Origin of the sequence: Emcibacter sp., from assembly GCF_048269205.1 — a bacterium.
Taxonomy (GTDB): domain Bacteria; phylum Pseudomonadota; class Alphaproteobacteria; order Sphingomonadales; family Emcibacteraceae; genus Emcibacter.
Map to the genome: position 1 here is coordinate 37,610 of NZ_JBLXJC010000002.1, position 25,109 is coordinate 62,718.

Here is a 25,109-nt window from a genome sequence, read left to right on the forward strand (position 1 = left end):
CCTCTTCGCGCCCGAATGCCAGAAGAAACCCCGCAATCAGCCAATTTTTCATGTGCCAGTCACAAACGGTTCGGGGTCATCGCATGAGGACGAATTCCTCGGCCGAGGACGGGTGCACGGCAACGGTATTGTCAAACTGGGCCTTGGTGGCGCCACATTTGAGGGCAATAGCCACACCCTGGATGATTTCCGCCGCATCGGGACCGATCATATGGGCGCCGATCACTTTGTCGGTGGATTTCTGGACGATCAGCTTCATCAGCGAACGCTCTTCCTTTCCCGCCAGGGTATATTTCATGGCCCGGAATTCAGAGCGGAAGACCTGGATGTCATCGCCGTATTTTTCGGCTGCCTCTTCCTCGCCAAGCCCCACAGTGCCGATGGGCGGCTGGGAGAAAATAGCCGTCGGGATATAATCATAATCCACCGTGGTCGGTGTATCGTTGAACTGGGTTGCCGCCAGTGCCGCCCCTTCCTTGATGGCTACGGGAGTCAGTTGCACCCGGTCTGTCACATCGCCCACAGCGAAAATATTATCCACAGAAGTACGATAATTCTCATCGACCACGATGGCGCCGTTACGCTGCATCTCCACACCAAGCTCCTCGAGCCCCAGACCCTTTACATTAGGCACCCGGCCGGTGGCATACATCACCGCCCCGGTCTCAAGTGTGGACCCGTCCGTCAGGCTCAGGGCCACGCCGCCTTCTGTTGTGGAGATTTTGGTGACATTGGTCTCCAGACGCACATCAACGCCTTTCTTGCCCATTTCTTCATAGAGCTTGTCGCGGATTTCCCGGTCAAAACCGCGCAAAATCTGCTCCCCCCGGTACAAAAGCGTGGTCTCCACACCAAGGCCGTTGAAGATACCGGCAAATTCCACAGCAATATAGCCGCCGCCAACCACAGTGATTTTGTCCGGCAGGTTCTCAAGATGAAAGGCTTCGTTGGAGGAAATGGCATGCTCGATGCCCGGTACATCCGGCATCTGCGGCCAGCCGCCGGTGGCAATCAGGATTTTGTCGGCTGTGACTGTTTTCACCCCGTCGGGGCCGGTCAATTCCACGGTATGGGCGTCAAGCAGTTTCCCCCGCGCCTGGATCACCTCGACCCCGGCGTTATTCAGGGTCTGAAGATAGAGGCCATTGAGACGGTCGATTTCCTTATCCTTGTTACCCACCAGTGTGGACCAGTCGAAGGACGCCTCTTCCCGGCTCCAGCCGAAGCCGGCACTGTCCGCAAAATGACCCTTGTATTCGGAAGCATAGACGAAAAGCTTCTTCGGCACGCAGCCGCGGATGACACAGGTGCCGCCGACCCGGTAATCCTCGCACAGGCCAACTTTGGCGCCGTAGGAAGAAGCCATCCTGCTCGCCCGCACCCCGCCGGACCCTGCCCCGATTACAAAAAAATCATAGTCAAACATATCGCGTTTCCATATTTGGTTTCTGTTACCAACGATCTCTGAAGATTGGTCTTATCACAAAATTATCAAGTGACTAAGGGCAAGATTGAGCTATAGTCACAATAATTTTATCCACCCCTATGGGGTGGAAGGTTTCAAACGGGGAATTCATATGAATAAGAAGCGCATTGTCTGGGCCTCCGCCGGAGGGGCCATTCTGGTTGTCATCTTCGGCATTCTGCCGTGGTTTTTCGGCAATATGGCACATAAGAAACTTGAAGAACAGGCGGTGGTCGTTTCAAAACTACCGGGCTATACGCTTACAATCCAGGAATATGACCAGGGTTGGTTTTCCTCCCGGGCCGTCTTCAACCTTGGCTTTGACGAACATATGCTTGAGGTGTTCGAAAAATCAGAAAATAAAGACAATATGGATCGGACAATTATGGAATTGTTCCGGCACGGTATGGTGTTCGAGACTGACATTGCCCACGGACCGGTGACCTTCCAGGACGGCATTAACTTTGCCCTGCTCACCTCCAAATCCAATTTGCAGGATTTTGATACTGAAAGTTTTCGCATTTTCAAGGAAAATTCCCGCATTGAATATCTTCTGCAGGGATTTAGCCGTGTGACCTATTTCGGCACCATTGAAGGCACCTTTTCCAGTCCTGCATTTTCCAGCCGATTCACCAACCCGAAAGGTCAGGAAATTGTCATTGATTTTGGCGGCTTCGAGGGTGAAACAACCATGGAAGCGGATCTAAGCTATTATGACCTGGAGGCGGTCATGCCGGGGGTCACAATTTCCAGTCAGGATGGCAGTTTCACGATATGGACTATCAGAATGGAAGCCGAAGCGGAACGTCTGAATGACTATCTCTGGCTTGGTGAAGGTGAAACCAGCATGAAATCCGTTGAGTTTTCAGCGCCGGGCAAAGCCCCTTTCAACCTGGACAAGCTGAAAATTACCTATGACATGAAAAAGGAAAGCGACAAGGACCTGTCCTTTGCCCTGGCCTTTACCATTGACAAAATTGCCGGAAAAGAAAGCGCCGAAGCAACCGATGAAATCATCATCGAGGATATCGAGCTGGATACTGTCGCACACCGGCTGGAAATCGGTGCCCTCACCGAATATGTCAAAGGCGTGCAGGAAGTCAGCAGCCTGATGTATCAGACCACTAGCCCGGAAGAACAGAAGGCCCAGGCAGAGGCCCTGGCGCAGGTCATCGGCTCTGCCGGGCAGAAGCTTCTGCTCAATTCACCGGAACTGGAAATAAAGGCGCTGGATTTCAAATTCAACGGCGGCAGCTTTGACGGTGACGGCGTGGCCAAAATCAATGCAGAGGGCCTGACCGACGCCCAGGCACTTGCCGTGCCGGAGGAACTGACCAGGCGCCTTGACCTGGACCTCACCGCCCGTTTCGACCAGCCCCTGGCCGAGGCTTTGGTCCTGATGGGCATGAAAAAGCAGATGGCCGCCAGCGGCATGGATATGAGCGCCCTGCCGCCGGAACAGGTGAAAGAGGCCGTCGGGGTGCAGACCAGCATGATGCTGCAGGTTTATGTGCAGCAGGGCCTGATCGTTGCCGGGGAAAAGGAAAATACCTTCAAATCCCGTATCCAGATCAAGGATGGTCAGCAAATGGTCAATGGCAAGGCGATCCAGCTGCCGATGGCGCAGTAACCTTTATAGTGGCGCGATATCGCAGGGCGCCGTCACCCGGTATTGATCCGATGTAAAGGGATTGGTGCCGTGCCAGGTATAGGAGGGGAAAAACACCTGCATCCCCTCCTCCGGCTTGATCATTTTGCGCGGGGTATTGTATTTTCCGTCGATTATCAGGTTGGCCTCGCCGAATTTCACCCAGCCCGGCCTGTCGCCGTCGTCTGTTGACTTCTTGATTTCGTCCGGCAGAGACACATAATAGGGCCCGCTGATCCAGCCCTTGGGATGCATATGATTGGTATGGAATCCCTGGCTTTTCAACCGGCAGGACCATGACCCGCTGAATTTGATGTCATGGGTCAGGCGCCGGGTCAGAGGATGGGTTTTATCCTCGGGCAAGTCGGCGATATAGCGTCGGGCAGCATCATAGACCGCGGCACGCAGCTTGCTGATCACCTCGTGTTTATTGCCATAAAGATGACCAAAGGTCTGGGTCCCGCCCCTGAGTGTCTGGTCCAGGGGCTGACGCTGCATTTTATGCAAACTCACCAGGGTTTCCAGCAGATGTTCGTTGAACTCTTCTATGGAACCATAGCCTTCCGGTACTTTAAGCTCAATTCCGCGCACGAACAGGTCGTAATTCTGCAGCCAGTGTTCCCGCTCGTCCTCCATCAGGCGCCAGCATGCCGCCCTGAGGGCCCAGATGGTCTGCTCGTCCGGATTGATCCGTTCGGCGGCCTCAAGCTGGCGTAACGCATAGTCCAGATCCCCCATGTTGATCAGCATGCGGGCGAATTCGAAATGATACTCCTCATCATCCGTTTTTCCGGCCACAGATTTTTCATAATACCCGCGGGCAGTGTTATAATCCTTAAGCTGGTTATATGTCTTGCCGAAGGCATAGTTAAGTTCGGGAGATTCCGGGAACCTCTTGATGGCCCGCTCCAGCATCTCTAGGGATTTGTCAGGATAGCCGGCCAAATTCAGATATTCCGCATAAACCACGGGAATCTCAACCACATCGGGCCGTTGCTGCATGGCCCGTTCGTAACTGTTCAGAAATTCCCCCTGCGCTTCGGATTCCCAGATGATATTATTGAGGATCCGATGGCTTTCCATGTGGGTGGGGTCGATTTCCAGAAGCTTTTTATAAGCCTGGATCGCCTTGGGGTTATCCCCTTCCTCATGCAGGATAGCGGCATAATTCTGCCAGCTTTCAAGCTGCTGTGGGTTGCGCCGGATGACCTCCATGCAGCAGGCCTTGGCTTCCTCCAGCCGTTTTTCGGCCCGGAGCGCGCCGCCCAGGTTGTGGATCGCCCGGGTATTATTGGGATCAAGCCGGACCGCCTGCTCATATTCGGCGATGGCCTTGTCATTCTGTTCCTGCCTGCGAAACACAAGCCCCAAAGCATTATGATAGCGGCTGTCATTGGGGTTGAGCATTAAGGCCTCGCGCAGTTTCTTTTCCGCCTCGTCATATCGCTCCAGTGTGGTCAGCGCCAGACCCCAGTTATAAAGCGCCTCGGCAAAGCGAGGCTCCAGCTTGACGGCCCGGGCGTAATGGGCAAGCGCCACTTCATGTTGCCCGGATCCGCTGAGGAAGTTGGCGTAATTGCTGCTGATCGCCGGATTTTTCCCGCCCAGCTTGAGCGCCTTTTCAAAATTCTCCTGTGCGGCCTTCGTATCCCCGGCCCGTTTGCACAACATGGCCAGAAAATGCAGGGCGTCGGGCTGATCCGGGTGGGAGATGAGCACCTGACGGCAGACGGCCTCGGCCTCGGCAAACCTGCCGGCCTGCTGATGCTGGATCACGCTCTGAAGCTGTTGCTGAAGGTTATTCTGAAACATGGCAAATTGTATACCATATTTCCGGAGGGAAGGAATGGGGGAATTTCAGGTGTCCCCTTCAAAACACTAAAAGGGCCGCCTTACCCGGCAGCCCTTTGGGAAAATCTATAGTATGGAAATTAGCCTTTGCGGCGGTAAAGTCCCAGGCCAATCAGGGACAGGGTCAGAAGACCAAGAACACCCGGCTCGGGCACTTCCGCTTCATCGGCGCCAACAGTGAAGTTAAAACCTGAAAATCTGACTGTTGAGGACGACCGACTTGCAATCGAAGAACATTCTGAATTGTTGCAATGACCTTGTGTCGCCGCCGTAGAACCGTATAAGCCAACACTCATCACATCGCCCTGGTAGGGATCGTTAGTCTCGGAAGCCCTGAAATAAAAATTGTAAAATCCATCCATGGCGGAATTAATATCAGCACGAATATAGAAATTCACAGCGGTATCAATGGTGATTTCCATCGACCCTGCCGTAAAGGAAAACCACGAAACATCAGCAGCGCTGAAACTTCCGGAGGGAACAAGCAACTCGTCAGCCAGTTCAAATTCCAGGCTGAGCGCGTCCCCCGTGTTCATATCGATCAGGGAACAATTATCCGTACAGTCAGCAGTGATGGAAATAATTGAGGCGGAAGAGGCACTGGCGAAACCCAGTGTCAGCAAAGACATCAGGGCAAACAACTTCATCATATTTTTCATAACCTACACCCAAACTAAAAATACTTTACAACTTTGAAGGAAAAAATCCCATTTCGGGGCAAGTGAAGCAATTAATATGCCAGAATAATTATTTTCTTTGAAATCATAGGCTTAATATAAAGCAAAGTGATTTCAATGAATTAGGGGATTCTAATTGTGTAAATAATCCTGACAGATTTTGGATTGAGGAACCGCCCGGCCTGCTGATACGGGATCACGGATTATAGTTGCTGCTGGAGATTATTCTGAAACATGGCAAATTGTATACCATATTTCCGGAGGGAGGGAACGGGGGAAATTGAATATGATTAGCCAGTTAGATTTGATATCTTAAACTGCGACAGACATCTACTTGCGAGAATAATTTTCAAAGGAGTGTATTTTTGCTCGAAGCAATCAACACAATTACTTCTGTTGTAGCATTAGGCTTTTCTATAGCAGCGACTATATATGCAATTAGAATCGGCAAAGAACAAAAACGCCTTACAGTCCTGCAGATAAAAGCGGAAGAAACATCTCAGTTAGATGAGAAAAAAGCTAAATTGTCTATTTCCTTAACTGGGGGAAGTCCACAGGGGAAACTGATTATACGCAATCTAGGAAAAGCATCAGCAACTAATATCCGCTTAAAAATTGTTGAGGGACAAATTGATATTGCTAAAAGCGATCATGAAGGCATAGTCCGATTGGATAAAATATCTCCCTCTCAAGAAGTTGAAATTAGCTCCTATTTGTACCTCGCAAACAATTCACAAATATCAATGAGCGTCTATTGGGAAGACCAATTTTCAGACACGAATAAAGATACTGTTACTTTAAAACCCTGAAATATCAGCTCAACAAACCGGCCTTACATCCGTTTTGGCGAAATCGTTACCGACATAAAGCAGCGGGATACTCCGCTCTTTCGCCAGGGCATAAGCAAAACAGTCGCCGAAGTTGAGTCCTGCCGGATGACCGCCTTTGCCCCAGGTAACGTAGGCCTGCTGCACCTGGCGCGCGACGGCGCCATCAACAGTGACGACCTCTACCCCCAACGCAGAAATCAGTTCCTCAGCCTCTTCGCCCAGTCCGCGAGCGGCGGCAACGATCAGAAGCTCGGACAGAGTGCCCGCCGATATACACAGTTCGTTGTTAGTAAGGCGGTCTGAAATCTTGTCCGCCCCCTTTTCCCCAAGCAGCAGCGCCATGATCGCGGAGGTATCGACCGCAATCATCCGGGCATTCCGGTTTCATCATAAAGGAACTTGTCGGCCTCGGCGGCGGGAACGCCTTTAGCAATTTTGCCTTTCGCCCGGGCCAGGATGCTGTCCAGCGCGGCGCGCTTTTCTTCGGCTGTTTTCACACCGCTCACCGGGCGAATTTCCGCCACCGGCTTGCCGTGTTTGGTGAGCAGGATCTGCTCCCCTCCCAATGCCGCATTGATCAGGCCGGACAGTTTACCTTTGGCCTCGTGAATGGCAATTTTCATGGGACATCTCCTATTTGGTCCATTATATGGTCCAGATAGGAATAAAGTCAAGACTTATGGACCACAATATGGTCCCGAATTATTCCACCGTCACCGATTTCGCCAGGTTTCGCGGCTGGTCCACATCGGTACCTTTGGCGACGGCGACGTGATAGCTGAGGAGCTGCACCGGGATCGCATAGAGAAGCGGCGTCACGAACTCATCCAGCATGGGCAGCGCAATGGTCGCTTCCGCATCAACACCGTTCTTTTTGGCGCCTTCCTCGTCGGTGATGAAGATCACCCGGCCTTTACGGGCAATCACTTCCTGCATGTTGGAGACGGTCTTGTCAAACAGGCGCCCGCTGGGCGCGATGACAATGATCGGCACCAGTTCGTCAATGAGCGCGATGGGGCCGTGTTTCATTTCCCCGGCAGCATAACCTTCCGCATGGATATAGGAAATTTCCTTGAGCTTGAGCGCCCCTTCCATAGCAATGGGATATTCCGGACCACGGCCCAGATAGATCACATCCCGGGCCTTTGACATATCGTCGGCCAGGGCCTCGATGGATTCATCATGGTTCAGCACTTCGGCCATCCGGGCCGGCACTTCTGTCAGGGCATTACACAACCGTTCTTCTTCCTTATGGTCGATCTTGCCGCGCGCCTTGGCGACGGCGATAGACAGGCAGGCGAGCACGGAAAGCTGACAGGTAAAGGCCTTGGTGGAAGCCACGCCCACTTCGGGACCGGCATGGGTCTGGAGCACGATGTCGCTTTCCCGCTCCATGGAGCTCTGTGGCACATTGACGATGGTCAGGATATGCTGACCCTGGGACTTGGCATAGCGCAAAGCGGCCAGCGTATCGGCGGTCTCCCCGGACTGGGAGATAAAAATGGCGAGCCCGCCCGGCGGCATCACCGCCTCCCGGTAACGGAATTCAGAGGCGATATCCACTTCCACATTAATACGCGCCATCTGTTCGAGCCAGTATTTGGCCACCAAACCCGCATAAAAACTGGTGCCGCAGGCAATGATCGTCACGCGCTCGATGCTCCCTAAGTCAAAGGGAAATTCTGGCAAGGTTGTGGTGCCATGCAGCGGATCCACCAGGGTGCCGATGGTCTGGCCGACCACGGTCGGCTGCTCGTAAATTTCTTTCAGCATGAAGTGGCGATAGTTGCCCTTGTCGATGGTGCCGCCGGAAACACTGGCGATGGTCACCGGACGGACAACTTCCTTGCCGCTTTCATCAAAGATTTTGGCGGTGTCATGGGTCAGTTCGACCCGGTCGCCCTCTTCCAGGTAGGTGATGCGGTTACTGAGGTCGGCAAGCGCAATGGCGTCAGAGCCCAGATACATTTCGCCGTCGCCATAGCCCAGCACAAGCGGGCTGCCGCGGCGGGCGCCGATCATCAGATCGTCCTGGCCGTCAAAAATAATGGCGAGGCCAAAAGCCCCTTCCAGCCGGTCAATGGCGGCAGCGGCCGCTTCACGCGGGGCCATGCCCTTATCCAGCATGCTGGTGATCAAATGAACAATGGTTTCGGTATCGGTTTCGGTCTCGAAGATATGACCCTCGCTGGTCAGTTCCTCACGCAGCTCGCGGAAATTCTCGATAATGCCGTTGTGGACGGCCGCGACCCGTGGGGTGGCATGGGGGTGAGCGTTATTTTCCGTCGGTGCCCCATGGGTGGCCCAGCGGGTATGGCCGATGCCGATATTGCCCGGCAGTGGCGCTTCCGCGACACGGGCGGCCAGGTTCTTCAGCTTGCCCTCGGCCCGGCGGCGGTCGATGCTCTTGCCGTCGAACAATGTTGCAATCCCCGCGCTGTCATAGCCGCGATATTCCAGACGACGCAGACCGTCCAGAATACGGGGGGTTACCTCTTCCTTGCCGATGATACCGATAATGCCGCACATAGCTCGTGTTCCTGTTTATCCGTTGTATTACTTCTTCTGGTTCTGGCGAAACTTCAACGCCCAGCCGCCAAGCTCTTTCTGGGTGGCCCGGGTCACCGCCAAAGCATCGCCAGATACCTCTTTGGTCACCACACTGCCCGCGCCGACAATGGCACCGTCGCCGATGGTCACCGGCGCCACCAGCGAGGTGTTGGAACCGATGAAGGCACCCTTGCCGATGTCCGTTTTGAATTTGTTGAAGCCGTCATAATTGCAGGTAATGGTACCGGCGCCAATATTGGCGCCCTCGCCCACCCGGGCGTCGCCGATATAGGTCAGGTGACTGACTTTCGCACCTTTCTCGATGGTGGATTTTTTGATCTCTACAAAGTTGCCGATCTTGGCCCCTTCACCAATGTCGGCAGCAGGCCGCAGGCGGGCAAACGGACCGACAGAGGCCCCTTCATGGATCGTGCAGCCCTCAAGGTGGGAGAAGCTATGAATTTTCACATTACCCGCAACGCTCACCCCGGGTCCGAAAAATACATTGGGGCCAATGACCACATCGCGGCCGATTTTCGTATCATGGGCAAAAAAGACAGTCTGCGGATCGATCAGGGTCACGCCTTCGGCCATGAACCAGTCCCGCTTGCGGTTCTGGAAAACGGCTTCGGCCTCGGCCAGTTCCTTGCGGCTGTTGACCCCCATGACTTCCTCTTCATCGGCCTCTACCACGGCACAGGTCAGGCCACGGCTACGGGCAATTTCCACGATGTCGGTGAGGTAATATTCACTGGAGGCATTATCGTTGCTGACCTGATCCAGCAAGGCGAACATCTCCTTGCCGTCCACGGCCATGATGCCGCTGTTACAGAGATCGATTTTGCGTTGCTCTTCGGTCGCATCCTTATGCTCGACAATCGCTTCCAGTTCCCCGGACCCGTTCACCACAAGGCGACCATATGCCTTGGTGTCTTTGGGCCGGAACCCAAGCACGACAACAGAAGCGGCCTTGCCTCCCTTACGGGCATCAACCATGGCTTTCAGGGTCTCTTCCCTCAGCATGGGCACATCGCCGTAAAGGATCAGGACATTGCCGTCAAAACCTTCAAGCGCCTCACGGGTGACCTGGACCGCATGACCGGTGCCGAGCTGCGGTTCCTGGACCACGATTTCCGCAACCTCCCCGACAGCGCCCTGGACCTGGTCCTTGCCGGCGCCGACCACCACCACCTTGCGGGAGGGTTTGAGGGGCTCCAGCGTATCCATAAGGTGCATCAGCATGGGGTGGCCCGCCAGTGGATGCAGGACCTTGTGGGTAGAAGATTTCATGCGGGTCCCCTTGCCCGCTGCGAGAATAATGACCGCAAGATCAGAAGAGCTCATGATTTTGTTTCTTTTTCCGCTTTATCTTATTACAAATGAAGGACCGTATCGTGACCCTAGAATGTCCCGTTTCGGGGCAATGTGCCACAAGAACTTTAAAATTTATATAACTCAATTGTTTAATTTTGTCCGCAGTCTTTGTCAGGGATTAATGTCAACTTTATGTCAGCAAAACTGAAAGCAGTAATCTTCGATCTTGATGGTACCCTGGTAGACAGCGCCCGGGACCTGACCGCTACACTCAATTATGTCCTGCGCCACAGGGGACGGCCTGAGATTGGCATCGAAAATGTGCGCCATATGGTTGGCCATGGCTCCCGCGCCCTGCTCATCAAAGGATTCGATTATTCCGGCAATGTCCCGCCCGAAGAAGAGCTGGACCGGCTGCAGGAAATGTTTCTCGACTATTACAACAACCATATTGCCGACCATACCATCAGCTTTCCGGGCCTTTGGGAGGCCCTGACCGAACTCCGCAGCAATGACGTCAAGCTTGCCGTCTGCACCAACAAGGTGGAAGATTTGAGCCATAAGCTGTTGCAATCATTGGGGCTTGACGATTTCTTCTGTGCCCTGACCGGTGGCGACAGTTTTGACTATAAAAAGCCGGATCCCCGGCACCTGCTCTCTACCCTCGAACTGATGGACTGCGATCCGGACAACGCCGTCATGGTGGGAGATTCCGCCAATGACATCGACGCGGCCCGCAATGCTTCTATCCCGGTCATCGGCGTGACCTTTGGCTATACACCGGTACCGGTCGAGGAACTCAATCCGGACCAGGTGATTGATCATTATGACAAGTTGATCCCCGCGCTCAGGGAAATCATGAAAACTTAGGTCCTAAACCGGAAGGCGGCGCAAGAATTTGGTGGCCAGATGCTTGAAAAGCAAGCCCGTAGGCATACGAAGCCAGTGGGAGCGGATATACAGGATTTTGGCCGCAACCTGGAACATCCGGCTTGTTGGCGGTTTCATGGTCAGCGGCACCGTCCAGTCCATCATCCCAAGCGTCAGGCCATTGGGCGCATGGCGCTGCATATCCTTCAACACATGTTCCGGCACTTCGGTACCGAGGATCATGGAACAATAGCGCAGGCAATAATAGAGCGGCCGCCCAAGCCCCAGTTCATCGGCACGATTGAGCAGTTTATCCCAAAAACCTTCTGCCTTTGAAAACTCCCCGATCATGTCATGCTCTTCAATAAGATTGCGGAGGGATACCGCAATAACGCCGTCATGGAACAAATGCACAGCGCTGTGCAACAGCATATCTTCCGGCGACAGGCTATGGAGGTTGCCATCCAGTTGTTCAGTGCATTCAAAAAGCATTCCGGCATCCACCGTCAGGCGGCCCATCACCGGCAGGATGGTATGATGCACATCCACGGTCATGCCCCGGTCCGGATGATAGAGCGGCGGCAACTCATGGGCCCATTCCCGGTAATATTTCTGGTCGTAATCATCCTCGATGCTATGCACCCAGCCCGCCTCAAGCAGCATGTCTTCAACTGCATCCAGGTCACTGCGTTCCACCATGATATCCACATCGGAGCTGATCCGCCCTTTAGCCGTTTGCATGTTTCGGGCGATATAAGCCCCACCCTTGAGGACCACGATTCTGCCCTCAAATCCGAAAAGGGCGCGCCGGATCCGGTTCAGTTCCCACATCAGGCGACGCTGTCGGGATTCGGCATCAATTTCCGCTGAAAGGAAAATATCCTGGACCCGTTTTGGCAGTTGATGCCACAGGTCATGCTCCCTTGCCTCTGCCGCCAGCCTGCCGGTCAGGCTGTTGACCCGGGCCTCATAAAGAATACTGTTCCATTGTCCGACTGAGAATCCGGTCATCTGGGACGGCTTGTTCAGAACATCAATGACAAGAGAACCGCTGGTTTCAGTCATACCCGCTCCCCTCTGGTGCAGGATCAACATTTTCAGACATAAAGCGCTCTACCAGCTTTATGCCCTCTTCCAGATTGGGGTAGATGATTTCACAACAGGCCGCCTTGTCGGCTATATCCGTCATAATGCGGAAAGAACGCTCCCCGATATCGCCATAGTTAGCCGACGACATGACAATTTTGAAAAAGGCCATACTGCGGGTGATTGGCCTGATCTCAGGCTTGGCCCCCGGCCGGAACCTTGGCAGAATTACAGCCCCGGCTTTCGCACGTTCATACATACGCCTGATACTTTCCTCAGGCGGGCGCATATAACAGATCGTCCCCTTCGGCGTGCCTTCATATTCCGGACTGAAGCAGGTCCCGGGCGTGGCCCAGTCCTTCATCACCGGAATGGATTCATTTTTGAGGGAAACCGGCCGTGGATAAGGTACGAACTCACCTGTATCGATGTCCGCCAGGCCAAACTCATCTGAAAACAGCCGCCAGCCTGCGAAGGATAAACCCGCAGACAGCGTACTTTTACCACTGCCAGAAGCAGCCGGCATAATCACAACCCGACCGTTTTTTTCTACAACACCAGCATGAAACAAGAGGAGATTCTTGCATCCAACGGCAGCCTGCCAGTTCATGCCCATCTCAGTCGCCACCATACCGATATCGGCCGGAAATGGGGCGAAGTCATCCTTCATCATGGTATCCACACAGGCTTGCGGCCTGATATACCGGCGGAAGAAGTTTCGGCCATAGACCCGGAGATGATTATTCGCGATTGCGCCATTTGGATGGACTGGATAACCGCCATAGAGATCACAGAATTCACGACGGAGATTTGGAAAGAAGATACGCACCTGAGTTACAAAGGGCCCCACCTCAAGGGAAAGTCCCTGCCCGGTCAATAATGCTCCCAACTGCCTGTCAGGGATATCAGATAACTTGACGGTATCTTTATCATTCATTGGTGGGTTCGATCAGTCCCATTTTGTCGAATTCAATGATAGTGTGGAGGATATTCTGCCGAATGTCTTGTGAAAAATTTTCTTCCATGATCCCCCTGACTTCCTTGCACAGTTGGTCAAGACTACGGGGTTTTTCTTCAATGATCGCGAAAATTTCCCGGGCGAAAATATTCATGGCCTGGGTATGGCCGGACCTGGGATCAAATATCACATAGGCATCATCCCAGTTTTTCCATAAGAAACCGGCTGCATCCCCAACATGGAATACAGCCGTCTCATATATGGACTTTTGGTTCTTCACCGCTCAGTCAACTAGTTCAGGAACGTCAACCGCCATTCCACCAGCCGCCGCCGCCACCGTTCCATTTATGGTCGATATATTCAGCAGCATCCATGGAGTGAAGACAGGAGCACCCCTCAACTTTGTTTTTCTTGAGGTAATCCCAGTGGTTTTCATCCATGTCATCGAAGTGTGATGTCTTGTGAGGTTTCTTATACTTATGATCACGTGACATCCAGGTCCGATGTTCTTTGGGAATTTGCAACCCTTTATGTCCGCGCCTGGACTTGTCTTTTACACCAGAAACACAGGCCGCACCAGAAACAGCGATACGGTTGGTCGCCATGGCATTGCCTGTACTCAGCGTAAGAGCCAACGGCGCCAAAGCCGCACCGGTCTTGAGCACTTTACGACGGGACTGCCTTTTCGCCTGCTCCATATCGGGTGACAGCGTCCCGGTGTCTTTTTCTTCAAAATCTTTCATTGTACCAGCCTCTAGCGTTAGTTGCTGTATATACCGATTGTCAAAAAAATATACAGATTCAATAATATTAAACCAATTTGGGGATATCCATGCAAAATCCAGGCCATTTTATTTAATCATTTAAAATCAATGCATTAAAAAATTAGCTTACTCAGAACCGCCAAAAACTGTTAAATTTCCTGACACTTCTGATCCAAACTGGCACAGTTGCGTTGGGCGCCAAGGTTGTTCTAGCATAAAATTGTTAAAAATCGTATATCCGAATGAAAAAACTGGATCGGAAACTGAACCGCTTCTATTATTTTTTTGTGACACAGGTGACTTTTATTCGCTACAACGCTAACGTCCCCCGTCAATTCGCCGAAAGCGATGTTAGCTGCATTTCTCAACACGGGCAGCAACCGACGTCTTTTTTTGAAGGTTAGTCATTGGACCAGAAAAGCTCTTACCATTCCCCGCTTCATGAACTGAGACCGTTGATTTACACCCTCCCGGTCGCATTATTGCTGTTGATATTCACGCTGTTCGAGACTGTTTCGGTCGCCAATGCCATAATCATCACCATCCTGACCTTCATCAGCATGATATATCTGAACCGGCGCTATGAGGAAGAAAATGCGGAACTGCGCCGGAAAACCATTCTCCAGGAGCATGAAAGCCGGGATACACGGGCCTCACAGTTTCTCCTGACCAACATCATGGAAAATTTGACCGACCCCTTTCTTTTGCTGGATTCCCGCAAAAGAATTCTGATGGCCAACAAATCCGCGATAAACATGCTTGGCTCGGATATCCTGCGCAAGGATATTTCCCTGTTCATCCGCAATCCCGATGTGAACAACGCCATCCGAAAGACGATCCGCACCGGCACGACACAGACAGTCGAATATCTGCACGGCAATATCGTTCAGCGCAACATGCTGGTTCGTCTGCACGCTCTGGACATACAGGGCAGCGAGGACAATCATGAAAACAAGCGATATGTTTTTCTGTCCATCTACGATATTACCCTGATCAAGCAGGCCGAACAAATGCGCGTGGACTTCGTCGCCAACGCCAGCCATGAGCTCAGAACACCGCTGGCCAGCATCCTGGGATTCGTGGAAACCCTGCAGGGGCCGGCAAAAAATGATCTGCAGGCGCAGGAACGCTTCCTCAGGATCATGCATGACGAGGCCAGCCGCATGACCCGGCTGGTGGACGACCTGCTTTCCCTGTCCAAGATCGAGCGGGAAGCCCATATCCCTCCCGAAGGCACGGTCCATCTACCCACTCTGATCAACAGCGTCACCGAAACACTGGCCATGCGTCTCAAGGAACGCAACATGACCGTCAAGGTCAGCAACCCGGACAATGCAGCGGAAATAACAGGCGATTATGACCAGTTGACACAGGTGGTGCAAAATCTGCTCGACAATGCCATTAAATACGGACACGAAAACACCACTGTCGATGTTGCCCTGAAAAAGCATACCAGCGAATTTCCCATCCACGAGCAGAGCGTCAGCTTTTCCATTACCAACCGCGGCAACGGAATTCCGGCAGAGCATATTCCCAGACTGATGGAAAGGTTCTATCGTGTGGATACCGCCCGTTCACGAAGCCTTGGCGGTACGGGCCTGGGACTCGCCATCGTGAAACACATTATCCAGCGTCACAAAGGCCACATTTTGTTCGAAAGTGAAGTCAACGAATATACCCGTGTGACTGTTACCCTTCCCAACAAAACAAACTAACCAATTGAAATAATTGAAATATTAATATATCCAAAAAAAAGAAATTCTCTCCCGGCCCAGTCTGTCACAAATGTTTAACAAAACTGACGCATATGAGTAATTGATGCTGCATACTGTCATCGGAAGTTAATGGCATTTATGTAAATCAGAATGGCCTTTGCATCATCCGCCGATCGGGCGGTGATCCGGGCCGGATAACAATCATCCAGATAGAGACACAGGTTTCTACATTATAGTTTGGAGATATGAACGTGCTGAAAAAATCCCTTATGACTCTCGTTGGCGCTGGGGCCCTTGCCATGTCTGTTGCAGGTGCAGCCGAAGCCCGGGACCAGATCCGTATTGTCGGGTCTTCCACAGTCTTCCCTTTTGCGACAGCCGTTGCTGAGGAATTCGGACAGACAACCTCTTTCAAAACACCTGTTGTTGAAAGCACTGGTTCCGGCGGTGGCCTGAAACTGTTCTGCGCCGGTGTCGGCGAAGGTCACCCTGATATCACCAACGCCTCACGCCGCATCAAAAGTTCTGAAATCGAACTCTGCGCCTCCAACGGCGTTCAGGAAATCGTTGAAGTCAAGGTCGGCTATGACGGTATCGTTCTGGCAAACTCCAAGAATGCACCGCAGATGGAACTGTCCCTGCGTGACGTCTGGCTTGCCCTTGCCAAGGAAGTTCCGGTTGGCGGTTCCATGGTGGAAAACCCCTATCGTTACTGGAATGAGGTAAACCCTTCCCTGCCGAAGAAAAAAATCGAGGTTATGGGCCCGCCTCCGACTTCCGGAACACGTGATGCCTTTGTCGAACTGGCCATGGAAGGCGGTTGTAAAACCTTCCCTGAAATTGCCGCCCTCAAAAAAAGCGACAAGAAAAAATACAAAGCTGTCTGCCACACCATCCGTGAAGACGGTGCCTATATCGAAGCCGGCGAGAACGACAACCTGATCGTAGGCAAACTTCAGGCCAACCCTGACGCCCTGGGCATTTTCGGGTACAGCTTCCTGGACCAGAACAGTGATGTTATCCAGGGCAGCAAGGTTGATGGCGAACTGCCGACTTTCGAAAATATCTCCGCAGGCAAATATCCTGTGTCACGCTCCCTGTTTTTCTATGTGAAAAAAGCCCATGTGGGCAAAATTCCGGGAATCCAGGAGTATCTGGCCGAGTTCACCAGCGAAAAAGCCATGGGTGAATTTGGATATCTGGCCGAAAAAGGGCTGATCCCCATGCCTGCAGAAGAACTTGCAAAATATCGTGAAGATGCGAAAAATCTTACACCGATGAAATAATCACTGTAACATGCCGGAACAGGACATCCTGTTCCGGCAGTTTGTTTTAGTTTATTCATTAATCCCTTTTGATTTCACAGGGCCCCCGATGAACATTTATTCACTTATTCTGGTTCTTGGCATCATTTCTACCGTATCCTATGTATACGGGCGCAAAAAGGCCCTGATGTCGGTGAATGGAAAAATCAGTCACCTCCATTCCCTGCCCAGCCATTATGGCTGGTACGCCGCCATGGTCGGCCTGATTCCCGGCCTGTTCATTCTGGTGGTGTGGATTGTCCTGGGGTCAAGCGTTGTCGACAGCCTGGTGCTGGCGCGCCTCTCCGAAACGGTACAGACCATGAGCCGGTTTGAAGTCAATGTCCTGATGAATGACATTCGCAACCTGGCCGCCGGTGATGCCATCTCGGGCGCGGTAACCAGCCAGCTCAGGGAAGCTGCAGATCACTACACTCACACATCGCGGGCTATATTTACCGTTATCTCGCTGTCCGCGATTGGCGTCACTGCCCTGTGCGCGCTATTTGGCATATATCAAATCGAACCCGACCTCAGGTCACGAAATCAGCTTGAAGCTATTATTCTTTTCAGCCTGATTGCCTGTTCTGTTATCGCCATTCTGACCACCATTGGCATTGTCTCGTCGCTGGTTTTCGAAACCATGCGTTTCTTTGAAAAAGTCCCCCTGACAGAGTTCATTTTCGGACTGCAGTGGAGCCCCCAGACTGCCCTGAGAGCAGACCAGGTTGGCAGTTCCGGGTCTTTCGGGGCGATCCCCCTGATTACCGGCACCCTGCTGATCACCTTTATCGCACTGCTTGTCGCAGCACCCGTAGGACTGCTTTCAGCAATTTACATGACAGAATTCGCCGACCGGAAAACCCGCGGCATCTTCAAGCCCCTGCTTGAAGTCCTGGCCGGCATCCCCACCGTTGTTTACGGTTTTTTCGCCGCCCTTGTTGTTGCCCCCGCAATCCGGAACACCGGCGACATCATGGGACTTGAAATTGCCTCTGAAAGCGCCCTTGCCGCCGGACTGGTCATGGGAATCATGATCATTCCACTGATGTCCTCCCTGTCGGACGATGTGATTTCCGCCGTACCGCAAAGCCTTCGCGATGGTTCCTACGGCCTTGGCGCCACCAAAACAGAAACAATTCTCAATGTGATTTTACCCGCCGCCCTGCCGGGGATCGTCAGCGCATTCCTGCTGGCCGCGTCCCGCGCCATCGGTGAAACCATGATTGTGGTGATGGCCGCCGGGATGGCTGCCAACCTGACAGCCAACCCACTGGAAGCTGTGACGACCGTTACGGTACAGATCGTAGCTCTTCTGACCGGTGACCAGGAATTCGACAGCGCTAAAACTCTCTCTGCCTTCGCACTTGGCCTGGCATTGTTTGTCATTACCCTGTCCCTGAACTTCCTGGCTCTCCATGTAGTTCGTAAATACAGAGAACAATATGACTGATATGAACGAGACAGCATCGGCCGAAAATATTCAGGGCCCGACTGCCTGGCAGAACCCAACCATGCGGAATCGTGTGGCCAGGCGATACCGCAAGGAGAAAATCTTCAAAGCCCTCGGTATTGCCGGACTGGCTTCGGCAACGCTTGCGCTTGCCATCTTGATCGGCAGTATCTTGTACATCGGTCTCAGTGGTTTTTCCACCACCAGCATCAGGCTCGACATCACTCTTGATTCCCAGATTATTGGTGATCTTTCCAACCGCACAGAGGCTGAAAGAACCACCTTGCTGCAACAGGCCAACTACAACACCCTGATCCGGGACAGCCTCAGGGCCAAATTCCCTGATGCGCAAAGCCGGCGGGATATATTCTCTCTGATGCGCCTGATCAGCAACGGTGCCCGTGACGAAATCCGTCAGTTGCTTATGGACAAACCCAGCCTGATCGGAGAAACCATCTCCATCGACCTGCCGGCATCCAGCAATGTGGACATGTTTATCAAGGGACAGATCAGCCGGGACGTCCCACAATCGGACCGGAAAATTTCAGACCAGCAAATTGCCTGGATCGACCAGCTGGATGCGGAAGAACGTATTTCAACTAATTTCAACTGGCGCCTCCTGTCGTCGGGCGATTCCCGTGAACCGGAACTGGCCGGGGTCTGGGGTGCCGTGGTCGGCTCTTTCTACACCCTGATGGTCTGTTTCCTGGTTGCCTTTCCGGTGGGTGTGGCATCCGCTATCTACCTTGAGGAATTCGCCCCCCAGAACAGATGGACAGACCTGATCGAGGTGAACATCAACAACCTGGCTGCCGTACCGTCGATCGTTTTCGGCCTGCTTGGTCTGGCCATCTTCCTGAATGTCTTCAATATGCCGCGCTCTGCCCCCATGGTGGGTGGTCTCACACTGGCTCTGATGACATTGCCGACAATCATTATCGCCTCCCGGGCAGCCATCAAGGCCGTACCACCGTCCATTCGTGATGCGGCAACGGGACTTGGCGCCTCGCCGGTCCAGACAGTTTTTCACCACGTCCTGCCCCTCAGCATGCCCGGCATCCTGACCGGAACCATTATCGGTATGGCCCAGGCCCTGGGTGAAACTGCACCGCTTCTAATGATCGGTATGGTGGCCTTTATCGTAGACATCCCGCAAGGTGTCACCGATGCAGCCACGGCACTGCCGGTGCAGATTTTCCTGTGGGCGGACAGCCCTGAACGCGGTTTTCTTGAAAAAACCTCCGCCGCAATTATCGTATTGCTTGGATTCCTTGTTATTATGAACGGGCTCGCCATCTGGCTGCGACAGAAGTTCGAGAAACGCTGGTAAAGTAAGATGAACATTATGAACGTACAAAACGAAGAGCAGACCATTCCTTCCTCGCAGAAGACCGCAAAAATGAGGGCCCGGAATGTCGACGTATATTATGGTGAAACCCAGGCTATCAAAGACGTCAGTCTGGACATCAACTCCGACGAAGTAACCGCTCTGATCGGTCCCTCCGGCTGCGGCAAGTCCACCTTCCTGCGTTGCCTGAACAGGATGAATGACACGATCCCGATCTGTCGGGTGACTGGCAATATCAGCCTCGACGGAGAGGATATCTACGGCAAGAAGGTCGATGTTGTGCAACTGCGCGCCCGGGTCGGCATGGTGTTCCAGAAACCCAATCCCTTCCCCAAGTCAATCTATGACAATGTGGCATACGGTCCGCGCATCCATGGTCTCGCCAACAACAATACGGAACTTGATGAGGTGGTCTTCACCAGCCTGCAAAAAGCCGGCCTGTGGGAAGAAGTTAAGGATCGCCTGGATACCCCGGGCACCTCACTTTCCGGCGGTCAGCAGCAGCGCCTTTGTATTGCCCGCACCATTGCCGTAAATCCGGAAGTTATTTTGATGGACGAGCCCTGTTCGGCACTCGACCCTATCGCCACAGCAATTATTGAAGAGCTGATCGACGAACTTAAAGGACGCTATGCTATCGTTATTGTCACGCACTCCATGCAACAGGCAGCGCGTGTTTCCCAGAAAACGGCATTTTTCCACCTTGGCGATCTGGTCGAATATGACGACACGGTGAATATTTTCACCAATCCCAAAGAGGAAAAAACGAAAGATTATATTACCGGACGCTATGGCTGATCGCCATCGAGTCCGCTTTACAGGACAAGAAAGATATGACAGACAGTCACATTGTTGCCTCCTTTGATGAGAACCTGAACGATCTTCGCAAGAAGATTGTCCAGATGGGCAATCTGGTCGAGGAACAGTTCACACTGGCCAACAGAGCCCTTACTGACAAAGACAAAAAGCTTGCGGAGGAAGTCCGCAAAGATGACAAGGCCATCGACCAGCTCGAGCTGGAAATCGAAAAGTTTGCCGTTGAGGTCATCGCCCTTCGCGCCCCGGTTGCCGACGATCTGCGGGAGGTGATTTCCTCCATCAAAATCAGTACGTCCCTTGAGCGCATGGGGGACTATGCCAAAAACATGGCCAAACGCCTGAGCGTTCTCAATCAGATCGATCATCTGCCGGGCAGCACGACAATTCTCTCCCAGATGGTCAAAATCACCCAAGAAATGCTTCTTGATGTGCTGGATGCCTATGTCAAGCGTGACACCAGTCTTGCCATTGAGGTCTGGAACCGCGACCAGGAAGTGGACAGCCTCTACGATATCCTGTTTCGTGATCTGCTGACCTATATGATGGAAAAACCTCAATATATCACCAGCGCCACTCACCTGTTGTTTATCGCCAAGAATATCGAGCGCGCCGGGGATCAAACCACAAACATTGCAGAAATTGTCTACTACATCACCGAAGGTGAGCTGCTGGAGCTCAAGCGTCCTAAAAAAGACGATACCAGCTATGTTGACGTGGGAATTAGCGACACAAAAAATAAGTGAATGTTATGAGTGCACATATATTACTTATCGAAGACGATCAGAACCTGACGGAACTGGTCAGATATAACCTGGAGCAGGAAGGCTTCAGGGTAACCTGTGAAGCAGACGGTGAAGAGGGATTGATATCCGCCTCGGACGAAAATCCGGATCTGATCCTTCTCGACTGGATGTTGCCGAATTTGTCCGGCATTGAAATCTGCCGCAGACTGCGGCGGGAAAATACGACAAAAAACATCCCGATCATCATGTTGACGGCCAGATCCGAGGAAACGGATCGCATTCGCGGTCTGGAGACAGGCGCCGATGACTATATCACCAAACCATTTTCTCCCAAGGAACTGATCGCCCGGATCAACGCCATCCTGCGCCGTATTCGTCCGGCCTTGTCCGGGGAAACCCTGGAATATGCGGGTATCGTCATGGACACGGCGTCCCATAAGGTTTCAAGGGACGGTACGGCCCTCCATCTCGGCCCTACCGAATACAGGATGCTGAAACACTTCATGGAAAACCCCGGGCGGGTATTTTCCCGGGAACAGCTTCTGGATTCCGTCTGGGGCAATGATATTTATGTTGAATCCCGGACAGTTGACGTCCATATCCGCCGCCTGAGAAAGGCCCTTAATATCGATCAGAGTCCGAATATCATCAGGACCGTCCGATCGGCAGGATATGCGCTGGATAAGGACATCTGACCTCAAGTGTAAAATAATCCATACAAACTGTCGGTATTTTTTACAACTATCGGCAGTTTTTTTATGCCTGTGTCAGGCTAATACATAATAACTAGCTGTAATCTATAGATTTATAATTTTTGGCACAATTCTTGTATATCTAGCTATATATTATTTACGTGACAGACGTTTAGCATTGAAAAAAAATTGATTAAAAAATCTCTGGCCATAAGATTTTATTAACTATAGGATAAGAACGTTATCGGGCACAGAGACTAACTTATTGATATAATTGAGAGTTACAATGGCTGATAATACCGATAAAAATAGCGATGAGCGCCTTTCCATGCGGCAGTCTGTGATGATCTGGGTCGTTGGCGCCGTTTTGGGCTGGGTTGTCGCTGTCGCCTCGGTTTACAGTGCCCTTCGTTCCCCTGACAGCGAAATCGCCAAGAACACCCTCCACAAGGAAGAAACTGTTTCTCCGGAAGACGCCGAAAAAGTTCAGGAAATCATGCCTGCTGCAGGTCAGAACAAACAGGAGCGGAAGGAAGACGACTGAAACCGGACGTTATTTCTGGTTTGTTGTCGGATATAGCTTTGGAAACCCTGCTTATTTCGCCTTGCGGCCTCCAGCAGTGCTGAGGCCGGCTTCATTCAGGATCTCATGGATGTAAACTGCCGGAATGGCAAAAGTGATCCCACTTGGTGATTTCAGGGCATTCTCCTTGGTACCCTTTACTTTCACGCTATTGATTACCCCTTCCACCTGTCCGCTGCCCGCATCATACAGGGGACTGCCGCTATTGCCCGGATAGGCCGTTGCATCAAGCTGGTAAACTTCAAATCGCGACTGGGTGATGATTTTAATATCCAGATAGCGGGCCGAAGGCTGGGGAATGACATTTGGCGTGATGGCGGCAACAAACCCCCGATGGGTAACCGGATAAAGGCCGAGCACCGCACCAATGGGGAACCCTGTAAAAGCAATAGATGTTCCGGGATCAATCAAAGCGCCGTTGCCAAGCTTTAGAGCAGGAAGAGGCGCGCCGGAGATCCGCAACAAAGCAAGGTCGTGCTGTTTGTTGGTTTCTACAATTTCCACCTGCCGGATGTCCGGCTGACGGCCAACACCAACAAGAACAATAATCGATTCCCTGCTTTTCATCCTCGCGGGGTCCGGCAACACATGGGCATTTGTAATCACATATCTGCCGTCATAAACGGCAAAACCAGTACCGCGCAACACATTCTGCGGCGATCCCAATGGGTTATGTGTCGCAATCCCCACAACCGACGGGGTAACTTTCTTTACAATCTTTGGGAAATCCCCGGTGCTGTCATGTGCAACAGCAGAACCGGCAAAGAAAATCGCCAGAAAAATAAGAATAATAAAGGAGCCGGTTCCGGTTTTCATATAAATCACCTGTCTGCGGAGTGTTCCGCTTGCTGCTCAGCTACTCCTACGCCAAGAATAGTATGGATCGATGGCATTTTTTGGGCAACCCCTTCCAGGATTTCGCGCGCGGCTTTTTCATTATCGTCTTTTATCGGCAGGGAAATCGCAAATACCATTGCTTCCAGATTGCCGCCGAAAAGTTTTGCCCGGGCATCATAGAGCTTTGCAAGATATGGAGTATTGGTAAAGCTGCCATCTACCAGGTACACATACCACACCAGTCGGTTTCCATAACCGGTATGCAGCACTTCCTCTACCATCCTGTATTTCCGGCCGCCAAAAACAACCGTCCGGCTGCCGCCGGCAGTGCGCGACCAGATTTCGGGCGCGGCGACCGTATTGCCGAACCTGATCATTTCCTTGCTGTGGAACTGATAGGTATACCTGGCAGCATAAACATCAAAAGTCTGGCCTGTCCCGATCAGGTAACTGTCAAAATATTCCTCATCCGCCCCTTCGAACCTGGGACGCCAGTCGCTGTCCACGTCAGACCTGGAAAAGGCGGGAAATTCCACCTGAAGGCGGCTTTCCTGCGCCTGGGCCGAAAACCTGTTTTCGATACCCAGGCTGTAGAGAGGTGCGGATACCACCAAAAGAACCGATGCGGCAAACATGAGTCCCCAATGACGAGGCGTGGCATCCGGCAACGGCCGGCTCCAGTATTCCCGGGTGAAATCAATATATCCGTCAGTCACCTTGCGGTTGGTAAAGGTCATGGCGATGGATATAAAAAGCAAAAGGACAAAGGCGAAAAACACCCAGCCATAAACCAGGTGATCAACACCCACCGCATATTTCATTTCGGAATAGTAGCCAACCAGGACAATGCCCGTCGCCCTGGCGCCATTGGCCAGTACCGGTACAATAAGAGACAGCAAAACCACAATAATCTGGCGACCAATGGTCTTGTAGGCGATATTGGCCATCAGCAGGCCAAGTGCAACCGTCGCCACCAGGAAACGCAAGCCGGCGCAGGCTTCGGCCACATGGAACTTTCCATTGGGTACCGTCAGGAATACACCTTCCACATAAACAGGAATATCAAGGGCATTCAGGGTAGAAACCACAAAGAACGTAGTGACATCCTGCAATGTTGGAATCAGAAAGTTACCAAACGGGATCAGAAAATACAGAAACAGGAAGGGAAACAGCAGGCTATAGACGGCCCGAACGCCAATCATTGTTAGAATGGTCCCCTGCAGCAATACCACAAGCCCAAACTGTCTGACCACATTTGTATCCGCCAGATCCCCCACAAGCCAACCAAGGGCGCCAATGCCGGTCAACAGCAAACCCCAGGCTGAGGGCCTCGGGGCGAGCCGGTCAAATATTTCCCGACGTTCATACAGGACATAAATGACGATGGGAATGATCAGGAGACAGTGATTGTAATAGGCCTCATTCCACCAAATGCCCACAACGGTGGTAATACTCTGCCAGAAGGAGACCAAAACCGCAGCCAGAAGCAAAGCCCAGACAACAGCTGTCTTGATCCATCTCTGGCGCACACTCAAATCATTTTCAAACAACCTGATCACTTTTCCCTATACACCTAAAACCGACATTATTTTCCCCCAACCG

24 protein-coding genes are annotated in these 25,109 nt (G+C 52.3%); 11 read left to right on the forward strand and 13 right to left on the reverse strand.

The annotated features are described in order from the left end of the window. Positions 1-76 precede the first annotated feature (76 nt). A complete protein-coding gene (gor, locus tag ACN0YD_RS08915) occupies positions 77-1,426 on the reverse strand; it encodes a glutathione-disulfide reductase (RefSeq protein ID WP_417318957.1) in 1,350 nt (449 codons plus the stop codon). A 151-nt stretch (positions 1,427-1,577) separates the two neighbouring features. On the opposite strand from gor, the gene ACN0YD_RS08920 reads away from it, so the two are divergent. Beyond that, on the forward strand, positions 1,578-3,095 hold the full coding sequence (locus ACN0YD_RS08920; RefSeq protein WP_417318958.1) for a YdgA family protein: 1,518 nt from the start codon (positions 1,578-1,580) through the stop codon (positions 3,093-3,095). A gap of 3 nt (positions 3,096-3,098) precedes the next feature. Here ACN0YD_RS08920 and ACN0YD_RS08925 read toward each other — a convergent pair whose 3' ends face one another. Next, positions 3,099-4,925, reverse strand: coding sequence for a tetratricopeptide repeat protein (locus ACN0YD_RS08925; protein ID WP_417318960.1), 1,827 nt, complete (start codon positions 4,923-4,925; stop codon positions 3,099-3,101). Between the two features lie 119 nt (positions 4,926-5,044). Next, positions 5,045-5,614: a PEP-CTERM sorting domain-containing protein gene (locus tag ACN0YD_RS08930; RefSeq protein ID WP_417318962.1), complete on the reverse strand. Its 570-nt coding sequence runs from the start codon at positions 5,612-5,614 to the stop codon at positions 5,045-5,047. A gap of 392 nt (positions 5,615-6,006) precedes the next feature. Between ACN0YD_RS08930 and ACN0YD_RS08935 the strand changes: the two genes are divergently transcribed. Beyond that, positions 6,007-6,450 carry a hypothetical protein gene (locus ACN0YD_RS08935; protein WP_417318964.1) on the forward strand — a complete coding sequence of 148 codons (444 nt, stop codon included), beginning with the start codon at positions 6,007-6,009 and terminating at the stop codon, positions 6,448-6,450. 9 nt (positions 6,451-6,459) lie between these two features. Here the strand turns inward: ACN0YD_RS08935 and ACN0YD_RS08940 are convergent, their stop codons facing one another. From ACN0YD_RS08940 to glmU, 4 genes are all read right to left on the reverse strand, one after another. After that, complete coding sequence (locus tag ACN0YD_RS08940) at positions 6,460-6,840, reverse strand: type II toxin-antitoxin system VapC family toxin (protein WP_417318966.1); 381 nt, start codon at positions 6,838-6,840, stop codon at positions 6,460-6,462. Next, positions 6,837-7,094, reverse strand: a complete 258-nt coding sequence (locus tag ACN0YD_RS08945) for a type II toxin-antitoxin system Phd/YefM family antitoxin (protein WP_417318968.1) — start codon at positions 7,092-7,094, stop codon at positions 6,837-6,839. Before ACN0YD_RS08945 ends, ACN0YD_RS08940 begins: the two co-directional genes overlap by 4 nt. A gap of 79 nt (positions 7,095-7,173) precedes the next feature. Further along, complete coding sequence (gene glmS, locus ACN0YD_RS08950; RefSeq protein WP_417318970.1) at positions 7,174-9,000, reverse strand: glutamine--fructose-6-phosphate transaminase (isomerizing); 1,827 nt, start codon at positions 8,998-9,000, stop codon at positions 7,174-7,176. Positions 9,001-9,027: 27 nt separating this feature from the next. Further along, positions 9,028-10,365, reverse strand: a complete 1,338-nt coding sequence (glmU, locus tag ACN0YD_RS08955; protein ID WP_417318972.1) for a bifunctional UDP-N-acetylglucosamine diphosphorylase/glucosamine-1-phosphate N-acetyltransferase GlmU — start codon at positions 10,363-10,365, stop codon at positions 9,028-9,030. A gap of 162 nt (positions 10,366-10,527) precedes the next feature. Here glmU and gph point away from each other — a divergent pair, with 162 nt between their 5' ends. Continuing rightward, positions 10,528-11,205: a phosphoglycolate phosphatase gene (gene gph, locus ACN0YD_RS08960; RefSeq protein ID WP_417318974.1), complete on the forward strand. Its 678-nt coding sequence runs from the start codon at positions 10,528-10,530 to the stop codon at positions 11,203-11,205. A 3-nt stretch (positions 11,206-11,208) separates the two neighbouring features. Here gph and ACN0YD_RS08965 read toward each other — a convergent pair whose 3' ends face one another. Genes ACN0YD_RS08965 through ACN0YD_RS08980 form a run of 4 tightly spaced genes read right to left on the reverse strand, consistent with a single transcriptional unit; the run spans position 11,209 to position 13,992 of the window. Then, positions 11,209-12,270 (reverse strand): nucleotidyltransferase family protein, encoded by a 1,062-nt coding sequence (locus ACN0YD_RS08965; protein ID WP_417318976.1) that lies wholly within the window; start codon positions 12,268-12,270, stop codon positions 11,209-11,211. Then, on the reverse strand, positions 12,263-13,228 hold the full coding sequence (locus tag ACN0YD_RS08970; protein ID WP_417318978.1) for an HprK-related kinase A: 966 nt from the start codon (positions 13,226-13,228) through the stop codon (positions 12,263-12,265). Before ACN0YD_RS08970 ends, ACN0YD_RS08965 begins: the two co-directional genes overlap by 8 nt. Then, a complete protein-coding gene (locus ACN0YD_RS08975) occupies positions 13,221-13,529 on the reverse strand; it encodes an HPr-rel-A system PqqD family peptide chaperone (protein WP_417318980.1) in 309 nt (102 codons plus the stop codon). Before ACN0YD_RS08975 ends, ACN0YD_RS08970 begins: the two co-directional genes overlap by 8 nt. Before the next feature lie 25 nt (positions 13,530-13,554). Beyond that, a complete protein-coding gene (locus tag ACN0YD_RS08980) occupies positions 13,555-13,992 on the reverse strand; it encodes a hypothetical protein (protein ID WP_417318982.1) in 438 nt (145 codons plus the stop codon). A gap of 428 nt (positions 13,993-14,420) precedes the next feature. Between ACN0YD_RS08980 and ACN0YD_RS08985 the strand changes: the two genes are divergently transcribed. The 8 genes from ACN0YD_RS08985 (at position 14,421) to ACN0YD_RS09020 (ending at position 22,631) form a co-directional block, all read left to right on the forward strand. Next, complete coding sequence (locus ACN0YD_RS08985) at positions 14,421-15,728, forward strand: sensor histidine kinase (protein ID WP_417318984.1); 1,308 nt, start codon at positions 14,421-14,423, stop codon at positions 15,726-15,728. A 245-nt stretch (positions 15,729-15,973) separates the two neighbouring features. Beyond that, positions 15,974-17,014, forward strand: coding sequence for a PstS family phosphate ABC transporter substrate-binding protein (locus ACN0YD_RS08990; protein ID WP_417318986.1), 1,041 nt, complete (start codon positions 15,974-15,976; stop codon positions 17,012-17,014). Positions 17,015-17,102: 88 nt separating this feature from the next. Continuing rightward, complete coding sequence (gene pstC, locus ACN0YD_RS08995) at positions 17,103-18,485, forward strand: phosphate ABC transporter permease subunit PstC (RefSeq protein ID WP_417318988.1); 1,383 nt, start codon at positions 17,103-17,105, stop codon at positions 18,483-18,485. A gap of 1 nt (position 18,486) precedes the next feature. Further along, a complete protein-coding gene (pstA, locus tag ACN0YD_RS09000) occupies positions 18,487-19,815 on the forward strand; it encodes a phosphate ABC transporter permease PstA (RefSeq protein WP_417320195.1) in 1,329 nt (442 codons plus the stop codon). A gap of 6 nt (positions 19,816-19,821) precedes the next feature. After that, positions 19,822-20,631, forward strand: coding sequence for a phosphate ABC transporter ATP-binding protein PstB (gene pstB / locus ACN0YD_RS09005; RefSeq protein WP_417318990.1), 810 nt, complete (start codon positions 19,822-19,824; stop codon positions 20,629-20,631). 35 nt (positions 20,632-20,666) lie between these two features. Then, positions 20,667-21,395 carry a phosphate signaling complex protein PhoU gene (gene phoU / locus ACN0YD_RS09010; protein WP_417318992.1) on the forward strand — a complete coding sequence of 243 codons (729 nt, stop codon included), beginning with the start codon at positions 20,667-20,669 and terminating at the stop codon, positions 21,393-21,395. Between the two features lie 5 nt (positions 21,396-21,400). Then, positions 21,401-22,090, forward strand: a complete 690-nt coding sequence (phoB, locus tag ACN0YD_RS09015) for a phosphate regulon transcriptional regulator PhoB (protein WP_417318995.1) — start codon at positions 21,401-21,403, stop codon at positions 22,088-22,090. A 283-nt stretch (positions 22,091-22,373) separates the two neighbouring features. Continuing rightward, entirely contained in the window at positions 22,374-22,631 is a 258-nt protein-coding gene (locus tag ACN0YD_RS09020) for a hypothetical protein (RefSeq protein ID WP_417318997.1), read from the forward strand. 51 nt (positions 22,632-22,682) lie between these two features. Here the strand turns inward: ACN0YD_RS09020 and ACN0YD_RS09025 are convergent, their stop codons facing one another. Together ACN0YD_RS09025 and xrtA are read right to left on the reverse strand one after the other, a co-directional pair. Further along, positions 22,683-23,486, reverse strand: a complete 804-nt coding sequence (locus ACN0YD_RS09025; RefSeq protein ID WP_417318999.1) for a S1 family peptidase — start codon at positions 23,484-23,486, stop codon at positions 22,683-22,685. A 5-nt stretch (positions 23,487-23,491) separates the two neighbouring features. Continuing rightward, positions 23,492-25,066: an exosortase A gene (gene xrtA, locus ACN0YD_RS09030; protein ID WP_417319001.1), complete on the reverse strand. Its 1,575-nt coding sequence runs from the start codon at positions 25,064-25,066 to the stop codon at positions 23,492-23,494. Positions 25,067-25,109: the final 43 nt, after the last annotated feature.